Source organism: Pseudomonas sp. NY15374 (assembly GCF_048068255.1).
GTDB classification, from domain to species: domain Bacteria; phylum Pseudomonadota; class Gammaproteobacteria; order Pseudomonadales; family Pseudomonadaceae; genus Aquipseudomonas; species Aquipseudomonas machongensis.
The window spans coordinates 104,271-118,604 of the sequence record NZ_JBLUPZ010000004.1; the positions used below are offsets into that span (position 1 = coordinate 104,271).

12 protein-coding genes are annotated in these 14,334 nt (G+C 64.0%); 5 read left to right on the top strand and 7 right to left on the bottom strand.

The window, feature by feature from the left end:
• The first annotated feature begins 380 nt into the window (after positions 1 to 380).
• A complete protein-coding gene (gene mgtE / locus ACNFHO_RS11345; RefSeq protein ID WP_416766305.1) occupies positions 381 to 1,436 on the top strand; it encodes a magnesium transporter in 1,056 nt (351 codons plus the stop codon).
• A 124-nt stretch (positions 1,437 to 1,560) separates the two neighbouring features.
• Here mgtE and ACNFHO_RS11350 read toward each other — a convergent pair whose 3' ends face one another.
• The gene (locus tag ACNFHO_RS11350; protein ID WP_054891148.1) at positions 1,561 to 2,757 is read right to left on the bottom strand and encodes a class I SAM-dependent rRNA methyltransferase; all 1,197 of its coding nucleotides are present in this window, start codon (positions 2,755 to 2,757) and stop codon (positions 1,561 to 1,563) included.
• Between the two features lie 231 nt (positions 2,758 to 2,988).
• On the opposite strand from ACNFHO_RS11350, the gene ACNFHO_RS11355 reads away from it, so the two are divergent.
• Both ACNFHO_RS11355 and mutM read left to right on the top strand, forming a co-directional pair.
• Positions 2,989 to 3,807: an HDOD domain-containing protein gene (locus ACNFHO_RS11355; RefSeq protein WP_416766511.1), complete on the top strand. Its 819-nt coding sequence runs from the start codon at positions 2,989 to 2,991 to the stop codon at positions 3,805 to 3,807.
• Positions 3,808 to 3,810: 3 nt separating this feature from the next.
• A complete protein-coding gene (gene mutM / locus ACNFHO_RS11360; RefSeq protein WP_063541651.1) occupies positions 3,811 to 4,623 on the top strand; it encodes a bifunctional DNA-formamidopyrimidine glycosylase/DNA-(apurinic or apyrimidinic site) lyase in 813 nt (270 codons plus the stop codon).
• 41 nt (positions 4,624 to 4,664) lie between these two features.
• Here the strand turns inward: mutM and ggt are convergent, their stop codons facing one another.
• The 4 genes from ggt to ACNFHO_RS11380 all read right to left on the bottom strand — a co-directional run bounded on the left by ggt (position 4,665) and on the right by ACNFHO_RS11380 (position 8,793).
• Positions 4,665 to 6,347: a gamma-glutamyltransferase gene (gene ggt, locus ACNFHO_RS11365; RefSeq protein ID WP_416766308.1), complete on the bottom strand. Its 1,683-nt coding sequence runs from the start codon at positions 6,345 to 6,347 to the stop codon at positions 4,665 to 4,667.
• Complete coding sequence (locus ACNFHO_RS11370) at positions 6,347 to 6,598, bottom strand: YfhL family 4Fe-4S dicluster ferredoxin (protein ID WP_011531711.1); 252 nt, start codon at positions 6,596 to 6,598, stop codon at positions 6,347 to 6,349. Before ACNFHO_RS11370 ends, ggt begins: the two co-directional genes overlap by 1 nt.
• 155 nt (positions 6,599 to 6,753) lie before the next feature.
• On the bottom strand, positions 6,754 to 7,233 hold the full coding sequence (gene coaD / locus ACNFHO_RS11375) for a pantetheine-phosphate adenylyltransferase (RefSeq protein ID WP_063541647.1): 480 nt from the start codon (positions 7,231 to 7,233) through the stop codon (positions 6,754 to 6,756).
• A gap of 129 nt (positions 7,234 to 7,362) precedes the next feature.
• Positions 7,363 to 8,793: a coniferyl aldehyde dehydrogenase gene (locus tag ACNFHO_RS11380; RefSeq protein ID WP_416766310.1), complete on the bottom strand. Its 1,431-nt coding sequence runs from the start codon at positions 8,791 to 8,793 to the stop codon at positions 7,363 to 7,365.
• A 139-nt stretch (positions 8,794 to 8,932) separates the two neighbouring features.
• Between ACNFHO_RS11380 and ACNFHO_RS11385 the strand changes: the two genes are divergently transcribed.
• Positions 8,933 to 9,598: a TetR/AcrR family transcriptional regulator gene (locus tag ACNFHO_RS11385; protein ID WP_054891154.1), complete on the top strand. Its 666-nt coding sequence runs from the start codon at positions 8,933 to 8,935 to the stop codon at positions 9,596 to 9,598.
• Between the two features lie 34 nt (positions 9,599 to 9,632).
• A complete protein-coding gene (locus ACNFHO_RS11390; protein ID WP_063541643.1) occupies positions 9,633 to 10,487 on the top strand; it encodes a sulfurtransferase in 855 nt (284 codons plus the stop codon).
• Between the two features lie 12 nt (positions 10,488 to 10,499).
• Here ACNFHO_RS11390 and ACNFHO_RS11395 read toward each other — a convergent pair whose 3' ends face one another.
• Both ACNFHO_RS11395 and ACNFHO_RS11400 read right to left on the bottom strand, forming a co-directional pair.
• Positions 10,500 to 11,492: a hydrolase gene (locus tag ACNFHO_RS11395; RefSeq protein WP_416766312.1), complete on the bottom strand. Its 993-nt coding sequence runs from the start codon at positions 11,490 to 11,492 to the stop codon at positions 10,500 to 10,502.
• 63 nt (positions 11,493 to 11,555) lie between these two features.
• Positions 11,556 to 14,273 carry a M16 family metallopeptidase gene (locus tag ACNFHO_RS11400; protein ID WP_416766314.1) on the bottom strand — a complete coding sequence of 906 codons (2,718 nt, stop codon included), beginning with the start codon at positions 14,271 to 14,273 and terminating at the stop codon, positions 11,556 to 11,558.
• Between the last annotated feature and the right edge of the window lie 61 nt (positions 14,274 to 14,334).

Consider the following 14,334-nt stretch of genomic DNA (forward strand, 5'->3'; position numbering starts at 1 on the left):
CAGCGCGGGATCGCCGCGTGCTTGGCCAGAGCTCATAAACCCGCCTGGGGATGTCTGGCGATGAATAGGCCGATTCTACACCGCTGGCGCGACGAGGGAATGACGATGTGTCTGGACGGTGCTTTTCGTCATTTGGGCAGGGTGATGTAGGACATCTCCCAAATGCCGTCCTGGCGGTATTTTCCGGATCTCGCTGCACCTATCATCCCCGCGCCGCATGTGCGGCTTCACGAGCCAAGCCCCTCAATGGACCTTCCCAGTTTCAGTTCATCGCGAACCTGCAATCTGGCACTGAGCGCACCGTCGCCAGGGCATCCGGAGACTTGAGCCCGCGTGGCTGAGGTCTGCGGGCGCCTGCTTCGGCGCCTGGAGAACCTACCATGCAACAACCGACCGACACCCTCGCCGAATCCCTCGACCTGCGCCAGGCGGCCCAGGCCCGACGCGATCGACTCCTGCAGCACGCACTGTACGAAGACGGCAGCGCCGGCGCGCTGATGATCAGCGAGTACTCCAGCCTGGACAGTGGCCTGAGCGCGCGCCAGGCCATCGACATGCTGCGGCGCGAAGCCGCCGACGCCGAAACCATCTATCAATCCTACGTCCTCGATGCCCAGCGCAACCTGCTTGGCACGCTGTCGCTGCGTGAACTGATCCTGGCGCCGCCCGACCAGCCGATCGAGGCCATCATGGTGCGCCAGGTGATCTGCGTGACCACGGCGACCCGTCAGGAAGAGGTTGCCCGGCTGATTGGCGATCATGACCTGCTGGCGGTACCGGTGCTCGACGAGCTGGGGCGGCTGGTGGGGATCGTCACCTGCGACGAAGCGCTGGATGTGATGGTGGAGGAGGCTACCGAAGACTTTCACAAGGGCGCATCGATCACCAATCACATCGGCAATCTCAAGGATGCAACCGTCAGCCTGATGTACCGCAAACGCGTGCTGTGGCTGGTGCTGCTGGTATTCGGCAACCTGTTTTCAGGTGCGGGAATCGCCGCGTTCGAGGACACCATTGCCGCCCATATCGCCCTGGTGTTCTTCCTGCCGTTGCTGGTAGACAGCGGCGGCAATGCCGGCGCCCAGTCGGCAACCCTGATGGTGCGCGGCCTGGCCACGGGCGACGTGGTGCTGCGTGACTGGTTGCGCATGCTCACGCGCGAGTGCGGTGTTGCGCTTGCCCTGGGCGGGACCATGGCAGTGGCTGTCGCTTCGTTGGGGGTATTGCGCGGCGGCCCGCAAATCGCACTGATCGTGGCCAGCAGCATGTTGGTGATCGTGCTGATCGGCAGCCTCATCGGCATGAGCCTGCCATTCATGCTCAGTCGCCTGAAGCTTGACCCGGCGACGGCCAGCGGGCCGCTGGTGACCTCGATTGCCGATGCCGTGGGGGTGTTGATCTACTTTGGCATCGCGTCGATGGTGCTGGATATCTGAGGAGACGCTACGAGGGCAGCAGCATTGCCGACTTCACCGGGGGCTTGCTGATTGCCGGTACAAGTGTCAGCAATCATCGCAAGCCGTATGACTTGGGGCTGTAGACCAGCCCCGGTTGGGTGGGTCAGCTGTTGGGCAGCAACCGGCAGGTGATGCTCTTGATATAGCGGGTCTCGGCGATCGCCGGGTGCACCGGGTGATCCGGCCCCTGGCCGCCGCGCTCGAGCAGTTGCAGGTTGCGGTCCAGGTGACGGGCGCTGGTCAGCAGGATGTTGTTCAGGTCATCTTCGGGCAGGTGCATCGAGCACGAAGCGCTGACCAGGATGCCGTCCTTGTTGAGCATGCGCATGGCCTGCTCATTGAGACGACGGTAGGCAGCCTCGCCGTTCTTCAGGTCTTTCTTGCGCTTGATGAAGGCGGGTGGGTCGGCAATGATCACGTCGAAGCGCTCTTCGGCGGCCTTGAGCTCGCGCAGCGCCTCGAACACGTCGCCCTCGATGCAGGTCAGCTTCTCGGCGATGCCGTTGAGCGCGGCATTGCGCTCGACGCCATCCAGAGCGAAGCCCGAGGCATCGACGCAGAACACTTCGCTGGCGCCGAAGGCCCCGGCCTGCACGCCCCAGCCACCGATGTAGCTGAACAGGTCGAGCACGCGCTTGCCCTTGACGTAGGGCGCCAGGCGCGCACGGTTCATGCGGTGGTCGTAGAACCAGCCGGTCTTCTGGCCTTCACGCACCGGCGCTTCGAACTTCACGCCGTTCTCTTCCAGCGCGACCCAGTCGGGTACTTCGCCGTAGACGGTCTCGACATAGCGCTCCAGGCCTTCGGCGTCGCGCGCGGCGGAGTCATTCTTGAACAGGATGCCGCTGGGCTTGAGTACCTGCACCAGGGCTGCGATCACATCATCCTTGTGCGCCTCCATGGTGGCCGAGGCCAGTTGCACCACGAGAATGTCGAAGAAGCGGTCGACCACCAGGCCCGGCAGCAGGTCGGAGTCGCCGTAGACCAGGCGGTAGCAGGGCTTGTCGAACAGGCGTTCGCGCAGCGACAGGGCGACGTTCAGGCGGTGCACCAGCAGCGACTTGTCCAGCGGCAGCTTGGCGTCGCGCGACAGCAGGCGCGCGCAGATCAGGTTGTTCGGGCTCACCGCCACCACGCCCAGTGGCTTGCCGTTGGCGGCCTCGAGGATCGCCTGTTGACCCGCCTTCAGGCCTTGCAGCGGAGTGGCGGCAACGTCGACCTCGTTGCTGTAGACCCACAGGTGGCCGGCGCGCAGGCGGCGGTCGGCATTGGCTTTGAGGCGAAGGCTGGGCAGGGACATGACGTCGCTCCGGAAAAAAGAGCGGGAGTATACCGCGTTGGCCCGGGGTTCGCTGGTAGGGTGGATGAAGTGTCGGCCCCCTCGCGGCTAAAGTTAACCGTCCAGGGAACGATCCAGTGGTTGGTGCCCTGCAGGAGTACAGGGTTAGAATCTCTCGTCATTTCCGAGTGTGTACCCATGTCCCAGGAACTTTCCGCCGAACAGATCCAGCAAGCCTTGCAAGGCATCACCATTCCGCCGCAGCCGCAGATCATGGTGGACCTGCAGTTCGAGCAATACATGCCCGACCCGGACCTGGAGACGATCGCCAAGCTGATAGCGCAGGATCCTGGCCTGGCCGGTGCGCTGCTCAAGCTGGTGAACTCCCCGCATTTCGGGTTGGCCAACAAGATCGGCTCGATCCAGCGCGCCGTGAACCTGTTGGGCAGCCGCTCGATCATCAACCTGATCAATGCCCAGTCGATCAAGGGCGAGATGAGCGACGAAACCATCGTTACCCTCAACCGCTTCTGGGACACTGCCCAGGACGTCGCGATGACCTGCCTGACCCTGGCCAAGCGCACCGGCATCCAGGCGGTGGACGAGGCCTACACCCTTGGCCTGTTCCATGACTGCGGCGTGCCGCTGATGCTCAAGCGCTTCCCCACGTACATGGAGGTGCTGGAAGACGCCTACGCCAAGGCCGGCGAAGAGGTACGGGTGGTCGATACCGAGAATCGTGCCTTCAACACCAACCACTCGGTGGTCGGCTACTTCACCGCCAAGTCGTGGCGCCTGCCGGAACACATCAGCGCGGCCATCGCCAACCACCACAACGCCCTGGCGGTGTTCCGCGACGAGTCTTCGCGCAACACTCAGACCCAGCTCAAGAATCTGCTGGCGGTGCTGAAAATGGCCGAACACATTTGTGCGTCGCACCGCGTGCTGGGCAACCAGAGCGTCGACCACGAGTGGAATGTCGTCGGGCCGCTGGTGCTGGACTACATCGGGCTGTCGGAGTACGACTTCGAGAGCCTCAAGCAGAATATCCGTGAAATGAGTGGCCACTGATCCATGCCTGAGTTGCCTGAAGTCGAGACCACGCGGCGCGGGATCGCGCCGTACCTGGAAGGCCAGCGGGTCAGCCGCGTGGTGGTGCGTGACCGGCGCCTGCGCTGGCCGATCCCCGAGGATCTGGATGTGCGCCTGTCGGGGCAGCGCATCGTCAGCGTCGAGCGGCGGGCCAAGTACCTGCTGATCAACGCCGAGGTTGGCACCTTGATCAGCCACCTGGGGATGTCTGGCAACCTGCGGCTGGTCGAGCTCGGCCTGCCGGCGGCCAAGCATGAGCACGTGGACATCGAGCTGGAGTCGGGGCTGATGCTGCGCTACACCGACCCGCGTCGGTTCGGCGCCATGCTCTGGAGCCAGGATCCGCTTGGTCACGAGCTGCTGGTGCGCCTGGGGCCGGAGCCGTTGACCGACCTGTTCGACGGCGAGCGGTTGTTCCAGCTGTCACGCGGGCGGTCGATGGCGGTCAAGCCGTTCATCATGGACAACGCCGTGGTGGTGGGGGTGGGCAATATCTACGCCACCGAGGCGCTGTTCGCTGCGGGCATCGATCCACGCCGCGAAGCGGGCGGGATCAGCCGGGCACGTTATCTGAAGCTGGCGATCGAGATCAAGCGCGTGCTGGCGGCGGCCATCGAACGTGGTGGCACCACGTTGCGCGACTTTATCGGCGGCGACGGGCAGCCGGGGTACTTCCAGCAGGAGTTGTTCGTCTATGGACGTGGTGGCGAGGCTTGCAAGGTGTGCGGGACCGAGCTGCGGGACGTGAAGCTGGGGCAGCGCGCAAGCGTGTTCTGCCCGCGCTGTCAGCGCTGATAGTCGTTCTGCGAACACCCATTTGCCGCCAGCTTTGCTGGTCACTCCAGCACTGCGGCCTCACCGACACCACGCGGGTCGCTGGCTGCCTCGAGCGTCCCGGCCCGTTTGTCCCAGTACAACACCTGCTGGTTCCCATAGCTGCGCTGCACGTCCTTGAGCGCGTACCCGCGTGCACGCAGCGCGGCTTTCTGCTCATCGTCGAAGGTGTTGGGCTCGTGCTCGATCACATCTGGCAGGTACTGATGGTGATAGCGCGGGATCGCTGGCCATTCGCTCACTGGTCGCCCTTCGAGAAAGCCGAGCATCGACAGCAGCACCATGCTCGGGATCCGGCTACCGCCGGGCGTGCCGAAGCTGGCGAACTGTGACGGGCTCTCGATGAAGCTTGGGCTCATGCTCGACAGCGGGCGCTTGCCCGCGGCCACCGCATTGGCCTGGCTGCCGGCCAGGCCGTAGCTGTTGCTGCCAGTGGGGTCGGCGGCGAAATCGTCCATCTCGTTGTTCAGCACCACGCCGCTGCCGGGTACGGTAAAGGCTGCGCCAAAGGGCAGGTTGACCGACAGTGTGGCCGATACGGCATTGCCCGCAGCGTCGATCACGCTGAAGTGGGTGGTGTGGTCGCCCTCGCGCCACGCGGGTGCGGGGGGCAGGGCGCTGCTGGGCGTGGCATCGTGCACGTCGATGCTGTCGGCGAGCCCGCTCAGGTACTGGCGCGCCAGGAGGCGGTTGATGGGGTTGGTGACGTAGTCCGGGTCGCCGAGCAAGCCGCGATCGCGGTAGGCGCGGCGCAGGACTTCTACCACGTAGTGAGTGCGTTGTACGGGCTCTGCGCCCTGCCACGGCAGGCGCTGGAGCATCGCCAGGCTCTGGGCCAAGGCCACGCCGCCGGCAGACGGCGGTGGGCTGCTGATCAGTTCGCGCTGGCCTGCCAGCGGATAGCGCAGTGGCTGGCGCCAGGCCGTGCGGTAGCCTGCGAGATCGTCGAGGGTCCAGACACCGCCAGCGCGGCGCACACCCTCGACGAGCTTGCGGCCAACCGCCCCGCGGTAGAAGCCGTCCCGCCCCTGATCCGCCATCGCCTGCAGCGTTGCGGCCAGTTCCGGCTGGCGGATCAGGGTACCCAGGGCAGGGACCTGGTTCTCGCGCAGGAACAGCCGGGCGCTTTCCGGGTCGTCACGCAGCGCGTTCAGGCGCATGGTCGCGCGATCGCGGTAGATGCGGTCGACGGCAAAGCCTTGGTTGGCGAGACGGATGGCTGGCGCGAGGCTGTCCCTGAGCGGCAATTGGCCGTGGGTTGCAGCGAGGTCTGCCAGGGCCTGGGGCAGACCCGGGATGGCGGCCGCCAGCGCACCGTTGATCGAAAGCCCCTGCCGGACCTTGCCGTCTTCCAGGTACATGTCCGGGGTGGCGGCACCTGGCGCGCGCTCGCGGGCATCCAGGAAGCGGTAGTGCGCAGTATCGGACTGTTCGCGCAGCAGGAAGAAACCGCCGCCGCCCAACCCCGAACCATAGGGCTCGACCACCGCCAGCGTGGCGCTGATGGCGATGGCGGCATCGAAGGCGTTGCCGCCCTGTTCCAGAACTTGTCGCGCCGCTGCCGTGGCCTCGGCATGGGGGCTGGCAATGGCAGCGCGCCCGGGCCCGTCCGCCAGGGCGGCGGTAGCGAGCAGCGCCAGTGCGGCGCCGAGCAATGCGCGGCGAATCGCGGCGACGAACGGCATCAGGCCTTGCCGGTGATCCGGCGGTATTTGGCCATCAGCTCGTCTTCGGTTTCCGGATGGGCTTCATCCAGCGGGATGCAGTCGACCGGGCAAACCTGCTGGCACTGGGGTTCGTCATAATGGCCCACGCACTGGGTGCAGAGGTTCGGGTCGATCACGTAGATCTCTTCGCCTTGCGAGATGGCGGCGTTCGGGCACTCGGGTTCGCAGACGTCGCAGTTGATGCAATCGTCGGTGATGATCAGGGACATTGGGACTCCGGCCGGGGCTCGGCGCCCGGGCATGTATCAAAGCAATGGGCACAATTGTGCCGCATTAACGCCCGCAGTGCACGCGGGCGCGAGGCTTTGTCGCGCAAGTGCCGCTTGGCGACGTGGCGTACAAAGCCGAACTCAGGCCGCTGCGATCACTTCTTGAAGCGTACGGTCAGCGCCTCGGCCACCGCCGGGTGGACGAACTTGGTGATATCCCCGCCCAGCGCCGCAATCTCGCGGACCAGCGTCGAGGAAATGAACGAGTAGCGCTCCGACGGCGTGAGGAACAGGCTCTCGACGTCCGGCGCCAGTTGGCGGTTCATGTTCGCCAGCTGGAACTCGTACTCGAAGTCGGACACCGCGCGCAGCCCCCGCAGGAACACATTGGCGCCCTGCTCCTTGGCGAAGTGTGCCAGCAGAGAGGAGAAGCCGATGACTTCGACATTGGGCAGGTGCTTGGTGACCTCGCGGGCCAGCTCGACCCGTTGTTCCAGCGGGAACAGGGGGTTCTTCTTGGGGCTGGCCGCCACGGCGATGATCACGTGGTCGAACAACCGCGAGGCGCGCTCGACCAGGTCACCATGGCCTTTGGTAATCGGGTCGAAAGTACCCGGGTACAACACTCGGTTCATCGCGTCATCCTGGCTGGAGTGCGTTGGGGAGTCGGATGGTAGCGCAGCGACTGCTGCCCGGCCAAGTCATGCGACCGGAAGATGGCACTATAGACAGTGCGGCTATTGGCTGTCATGCACCCTCTGCGCTCAGCGGATGAAAAGCTTGTATACCAGGCGCTGCAGGGCTTTTCCGTAAGGCGGGTAGATCAGCCGGGCGGCGTTGATGCGCTGTTTGGCCAGTACCGCCCTGGCCTTGCTGAAGGTCTGGAAACCTTCGCGACCATGGTAGTGGCCCATGCCAGAGGGGCCGATGCCGCCGAAGGGCAAGTCGTCCTGGGCGACGTGCAGCAGGGTGTCGTTCAGGCATACGCCGCCGGAGTGGGTGTGCTGCAGCACCCGCGCCTGTTGGCTGCGGTCGTAACCGAAGTAGTACAGCGCCAGCGGGCGTGGGCGCTGATTGATGTAGGCCAGCGCCTCATCCAGCTCGTCATAGGCAACCAGCGGCAGCACTGGGCCGAAGATCTCGTCCTGCATCACCTGCATGTCGTCGTTTACATCGAGCAGTAGATGGGGGGGCAGCCTGCGGCCCTGGCGCGGCTCGTCGGGGTACAGGTCGAGCACTTGGGCGCCTTTGTCACGGGCGTCGGCGAGCAGGCGTTCGAGGCGCTGCAACTGGCGCGAATTGATGATCGCGCTGTAGTCGGCGTTGTCTGCGATGCGTGGGAAGAGGCGCTGCACCGCCCGTCGATAGGCCTGGGCGAAGTCGTCCAGACGCTGACGCGGGACCAGCACGTAATCGGGAGCCACGCAGGTCTGCCCGGCATTGAGGGTCTTGCCGAAGGCGATGCGCTCGGCGGCAGTGGTCAGTGGCACGTCGTTGGAGACGATGGCTGGCGACTTTCCGCCCAGCTCGAGCGTGACCGGCGTGAGGTTGTGTGCAGCGGCCAGCATGACCTGGCGGCCGATGCTGGTGGCGCCGGTGAACAGCAAGTGGTCGAAGGGCAGGCGGGCAAAGGCCTGGCCGACTTCGACCTCGCCCAGCACAACGCAGACGAGATCGGCGGGGAATACCTGCTCGAGTAACCGCTTGAGGGCTTCGCCGGCGCGCGGCGTGGCTTCGCTGAGCTTGAGCATGACTCGGTTACCCGCCGCCAGGGCACCGGTCAACGGGCCGATAGCCAGAAACAGCGGGTAGTTCCACGGCACGATGATGCCTACCACCCCCAGTGGCTGCGCCAGCACTCGCGCGCTGGCCGGCTGGAAGGCCAGGCCGACGCGGCGCCGGGCAGGTTTCATCCAGTGCCGCACATGGCGCTCGGCATGGCGCAGGCCCTGCACTGACGGCAGCAGCTCGGCCAGCAGGGTTTCATCGGCGCTGCGCCCGCCGAAGTCCGCATCGATGGCCTCGATCAGCGCCTGTTGCTGTGCAACCAGGGCTTCACGCAGGCTCTTCAGCCACTGGATGCGCTGCGCGGCGGGTGGCATGGGATTGGCTGCGAAGGCCTGACGTTGCGCGGTGAACAACCGCTCGAGAACAAGGTCGGATGGCTCAAGAGGCTTGGCTGTGGACGAACGCATGGCAGCTCCGCGCAGAGGGGCGAGTTGTCGAGCTTATACTCTAATCGGCCTTGCTCTGTGAACGTTGGCGGGGTGCACCGCCCGTGGAATAAACCGTAAGATGGCTCGTCATCCGAAGCCCGCAGACCTGGATACCCGCATGGCCCCGCGCATGAAGACCCGTGAGCGCATCGTGCAAAGCAGCCTCGAACTGTTCAACCAGCAAGGCGAGCGCAGCGTCAGCACCAATCACATTGCCGCGTTCATGGAAATCTCTCCCGGAAACCTGTACTACCACTTCCCCAACAAGCAGGCGATCATCGCGTTGCTGTTCAGCCAGTACGAAGAGCTGGTGGACAGCTTCCTGCGCCCGCCCCAAGGCCGAGCAGCCACGGTCGAGGACAAACGCTTCTACCTCAAGGCACTGCTTGCAGCGATGTGGAACTACCGCTTCCTGCACCGCGATCTCGAGCATCTGCTGGAGAGTGATCCGGAGCTGGCCGCACGTTATCGGCGTTTCTCCCAGCGGTGCCTGCAGCAGGGCCAGGCGATCTATCGTGGCTTCGTCGAAGCGGGCATCCTGGACATGCTGCCGACCCAGATCGAGTCGCTGACCATCAATGCCTGGATCGTGCTCACCTCCTGGGTGCGTTTTCTCAGCACCACCCGCGAGCACTCTGCGCATATGGGTGAAGAAGCCTTCAAGCGTGGCGTCTATCAGGTATTGGTGCTGGAGCTGGGGTTCGTCACCGCTGGCTCCCGCGCTGCCGTGGATGCGCTATGCGATGAATTTCATGTTCCGTTCAACCAGGCCCTGGAACACTGATCCGGGCCTTTCGTGCCATCGATAGGAGATTGTCATGCCCCTTGCGCAACTGATCACCCCGCAGCAGCTGGCCGAGCGTCTGGACTCGCCGGGGCTGGTGATCCTCGACTGTCGCTTTGCCCTGGAAGACGTGGATTACGGCCAGCGCAGCTATGCCGGGGGGCATATCGCCGGTGCGCATTTCGCGGACCTGGAGCGCGACCTGAGCGGGCCTGTGGTCAAGGGGCAGACTGGGCGTCATCCATTGCCTGAGCCGCGCCGTCTGGTCGAGCGCCTGCGCGAGTGGGGCCTGGACAATGACAGCCAGGTGGTGCTGTACGACGACGGTCCCGGTGCCTTCGCTGCCCGCGCCTGGTGGTTGCTGGCCTGGCTGGGCAAGCGCAACGCGGTGTTCATCCTCGACGGCGGCCTCAAGGCTTGGCACGCGGCGCATCTGCCGCTGAGCCTGGATCCGCCGGTGCAGCGCGAGGGCAACTTCACGGGCGAGGCCGATGCGAAGCTGCTGATCGATGCCGAGCACCTGAACAAGCGTCTGGGCAGCGCCGACCTGACGTTGATCGATGCCCGCGCCTTGCCGCGTTTTCGCGGCGAAGTCGAGCCGATCGATCCTGTCGCTGGGCATATTCCTGGTGCGCAGTGTGCAGCGTTTACTGACAACCTGGGTGCGGATGGGCGCTTTCTGCCAGCCGAGCAGCTGAAGCAGCGCTTCGCCGAGAAGCTGGCAGGGCGTGCGCCGGAGCAGTTGGTCGCCTATTGCGGATCCGGTGTGACGGCCTGTCACAACCTGTTTGCGCTGGCGCTGGCGGGATACCCGTTGGGGCGCCTGTATGCCGGGTCCTGGAGCGAGTGGATCAACGATTCCAGGCACGGTGTCGCCACTGGCGATTGAGGCAGCGAAGCGCTAGCGGCCCTCCAGCAGCCACTGCGGAATCCGGCGCTCAAGGTAGTAACCCGGATTGCGCAGGCTGCCCTCTACAAAGCCCACATGTCCGCCGCGGCGGTGCAACTCGAAGTGCGTCTGCGGCGCCAGCTCCTGCGGTGCTGGCAGGCTGTGGTCGAACACGAACGGATCGTCCTGCGCGTGGATGATCAGTGTCGGTGTGCGGTTTTCCCCCAGGTAATAGCGGCTCGAGGCGTGGCGGTAGTAGTCGTGGGCATCGCTGAAGCCGTTGAGTGGTGCGGTCACTCGGCCATCGAAATCCCAGAAGGTCCTCAGGTTGCGTAGCGGCCCGAGGCGCTCCAGCGCGGCCAGCCCTTCGCTGTGGCCCCGGGCCTGGAAGTGCCGCTGCTTGTCCTGCACGTAAGCCAGCATCTCGCGCATGAAGTGCGCCTGGTAGACCTTGCTGAAGCCCATGGCGATGCGATCGGCGCACTGATCCAGACGAAACGGCACCGACACCGCCACCGCTGCTTCAAGCTGGCTGGCCGAACCGCTTTCGCCCAGGTACTTCAACAGCACGTTGCCGCCCAACGAGTAGCCCACGGCATACAGCGGCGCAAGCGGTCGTTGCGCGCGCAGATGGCGGATGGTTTCGGCAAGATCTTCGCTGGCGCCGGAGTGGTAGCTGCGAGCAAGCAGGTTCGGCTCGCCAGAGCAGCCCCGCCAGTTCAGTGCAACGCTGGCCCAGCCAAACGCCTGCAGCGCTTGCTGCAGACCTTTTACGTACGGGGAGTCGGAGGAGCCCGTCAGCCCGTGCAATACCAGCACCAGCGGCGTGTCCGCCAGATGCGAACCATGCCAGTCCATGTCGAGGAAGTCGCCGTCGGCCAGCCACAGACGCTCGCGGCTGCGCTCAAGTCTCGGAAGCCTGCGCCAGAGCGGGCCCCACAGTGTCTGCAGGTGAGGGTTTGACAGGCCGGTGGCTGGGCTGAAGGTTGCGGTGAGACTGGACATGCTCGGCGGCTCTTGGTGTGCCTGCCTAGAGTGCCACGAAACACCGCACCTGTGGTCGTGTTATCAGTCGGCTATTGGCAGTGCAGGCAGGGGCTGCTGAGCCACCTTGGGTCCGACGCAGGTCACGACACAACGGTTGCTGTCGAAGACCTGCCGAGCGACCGTCTGGATTTGTGTTGCCGTGGTTTGCGCGAGTTGTTCCTGGTAGCGCTGGAAATGATCCGCCGGCAATCCGGATGCGTTGATCTGTGCCAGCAGGTCTGCAAGCTCTTGGTCGTCGGCGAGGGTGCGCAACAGGTCACCGCACAGTTGGCTGCGTGCCAGCTTCATCTCGAACTCGCTTGGGCCTTGCTCGATGAAGCAGCGCAGCACGAGTTTGACGAGATCGATGGATGCTTGCAGATAGTGGGGCTTGATATCCCATTCGACGAGCAGCATCAGGGCGCCACGGTAGCCGTCGAAGTAGCTGCGAATGGCGTAAGTGAGGGATCGCCGTTCGCGCAGTTCGGATACCAGGCGCGACTCGAAGCTGGCGCCCAGAATCTGGTTGGCCATGGTCAGCGCAGGAAACTGCTCATCGCCGGGCTGGATTTCTACCGCAAACGCCAGGCTGACCTTTACGTTGTCGGTGTCTGGATTATTGCTTGGCTGTTCGATGTGCAAAGTCCTGGCCTGGTTGGATGGCCGGGCTTTTTCCAGTGCGGGAAGCGCAAGCTGGGTAACCGGCAGGGCCTGGCAAAGGTCGTTGACCAATGTTTCGGCATCCTCTCGAGACAGGTCCCCGGCCAAGGTGATTTCCAGGTTTCCGGCGCAGTAGGCTCGTTGGTGAAAGTCCACTATCTGCTGTCGGCTGATCGTCATGACACTGCTCGCAGTGCCATGACTGTCCCGCGTGTAAGGGTGGCTGTCATACACGTTACGAAGCCTTTCCACATCGAGCCGGTGCTCAGGTTTGGCTTCGCGACGGCGCAGATAGTTGATGACGCGGTTGCGTATGCCTTCCAGCGCCGTGGCCTCGAAGCTCGGCCGCGCACTCGTTGCAATCAGCAGCGCGACGGCTTCCTTGTACAGGCCGTTGGTGAATGGACTGCGCAGACGCAAGATGGCGTCGTCGTGCGTCACGTTGCGTTTGAGTGTGGCGCCAAGCGATTTGAGTTGGCTGGCTAGCTGCGCGGCGTCCAGCTGGTCACAACCCTGGTCGAGCATGTACAGCGTCATTGCGGCCAAACCGGGCGTGTCGCCGTCATGGTAGGCACCTGCCTTGAAGCGTAATTGCAGATCGACTGCAGGAGCACCTCGTACCGGAACGAAACACACCTTGCTGCCCAGCTCGGTATGCCACTGCTGTATCTCCTGTTTCGGGGTGTCCAGGGCGGCCTCTGAAAGGCCTTGCGCCGAGTTCAGGCCGGACAGGTCTAGCGCAGAGCTACCAGTGGCCAGGTCGCCGCATGCCAGTACGGGAGTCTCTACTATCGTTGCCTCGGGCGCGCACATATGAGTCACGGCAAGGCGTTCACGGGTGAGGTAAGTCTTGATCGCGAGCTGGATGTCCTGCTCGGTGAGCGACGCCAGTGTCTGAAATTCATCATGAAGTTGCGTTGGGTCCAGGCCGCCGATCACTCTCCAACTGAGCGCATCTGCCTGGCCGGTGAGGTTGGCCAGGGCCTCCGCGTGCTGCGCCAGCAGGTGCAACTTGGCATCTTCGATCTGCTGCGCGGTGAAAGAGGTCAACTGGACGCTTTCGATGATGTCCATAACTGCCTTTTCGGCGCTGGCCGGAGTATTGCCGAGTGCGACATAGCCGGAGAATGACAGCAGAGTATCGCCGCGCACCTGGTAGTCATAGGACGGGCCGATGCCTATCAGGACCTGTCGTTGGCGCACCAGTTTGTCATGCAGGAGAGACGACGCGCCTCTGCTCAGCAATTCAGCGACGATTCTCAAGGCGTGCACGCTGCGGGGCGACTCTGCCGTTGCCAGGCTTGGCACATTGAAGGACATCAGCAGGCCGTCGCGCAGGTTGGGCAGTGTCAGTGCCTGTTGGCGGTACGCCAATTGCTCAGGATGGCGAGGCGTCTGGGTCGGTTGCAGGGGGATGGCCTCGAAACCTGCGAAGTGCCGCTGCACCCATTCTTCGAGACGAGCCAGTTCGATGTCGCCAACGACTACCAGGGTGGCGTTGTTGGGGGCGTAATAATTCCTGTACCACGTGCGAATCGTGATCAGGTTCATGTCTTCGAGGTCTTGCGGGTCGCCGTAGTTGGGAGTGGCGTAGGGGCTGGTTTGGTGGGCAAGCTGTCTATGGCTTTCGAGGGCCTGTTGTACCGGCTGATTGTCGATTTTCAGTCGACGCTCATCGCGTACTGCGGTCCTGGCCTTTTCAAAGGCTTCGCCACCAAGGCGAGCATTGATCATGGCGTCGGCCATGATCTCCAGGCCTACCTCCAGGCGCGAGGCGGGCAGGGTCATCCTGTAGACCGTTGCATCGTCGAATGTAGAGGCGCCGCCGGTGCCGCCCAGCCAATTGATTATCCGCAGGTACTGGCCGGCTGCGAGTTTGCCGCTGCCCTCGAACACCATGTGCTCGAGCACATGGGACAGATTGCTATGGCCTGGCGGTTCGTGGCTGGAGCCCACGTGATAATGAAGCTGTGCACAAACAAGCGGGCTACGTTGATCACGCTGTAGGTAGACCTTCAGGCCATTTTCCAGGCGCACGTGCTGTAGCGGCGTGCTTGGTGGGGCGATTAGGTTGGTGGGTTTGACAGTGGATGCTGGCATCGTCGAGCTGCTCCGGCGGGTTTGAGAGCGGAGCAGCTTCAATCAGAGGGCTTGTTGACAG

Bases quoted from the DNA above. Each gene is read 5' to 3' on its own strand.
- mgtE (WP_416766305.1), top strand. From the start codon at position 381: ATGCAACAACCGACCGACACCCTCGCCGAATCCCTCGACCTGCGCCAG.
- ACNFHO_RS11350 (WP_054891148.1), bottom strand. From the start codon at position 2,757: ATGTCCCTGCCCAGCCTTCGCCTCAAAGCCAATGCCGACCGCCGCCTG.
- mutM (WP_063541651.1), top strand. From the start codon at position 3,811: ATGCCTGAGTTGCCTGAAGTCGAGACCACGCGGCGCGGGATCGCGCCG.
- ggt (WP_416766308.1), bottom strand. From the start codon at position 6,347: ATGCCGTTCGTCGCCGCGATTCGCCGCGCATTGCTCGGCGCCGCACTG.
- ACNFHO_RS11370 (WP_011531711.1), bottom strand. From the start codon at position 6,598: ATGTCCCTGATCATCACCGACGATTGCATCAACTGCGACGTCTGCGAA.
- coaD (WP_063541647.1), bottom strand. From the start codon at position 7,233: ATGAACCGAGTGTTGTACCCGGGTACTTTCGACCCGATTACCAAAGGC.
- ACNFHO_RS11380 (WP_416766310.1), bottom strand. From the start codon at position 8,793: ATGCGTTCGTCCACAGCCAAGCCTCTTGAGCCATCCGACCTTGTTCTC.
- ACNFHO_RS11385 (WP_054891154.1), top strand. From the start codon at position 8,933: ATGGCCCCGCGCATGAAGACCCGTGAGCGCATCGTGCAAAGCAGCCTC.
- ACNFHO_RS11390 (WP_063541643.1), top strand. From the start codon at position 9,633: ATGCCCCTTGCGCAACTGATCACCCCGCAGCAGCTGGCCGAGCGTCTG.
- ACNFHO_RS11395 (WP_416766312.1), bottom strand. From the start codon at position 11,492: ATGTCCAGTCTCACCGCAACCTTCAGCCCAGCCACCGGCCTGTCAAAC.
- ACNFHO_RS11400 (WP_416766314.1), bottom strand. From the start codon at position 14,273: ATGCCAGCATCCACTGTCAAACCCACCAACCTAATCGCCCCACCAAGC.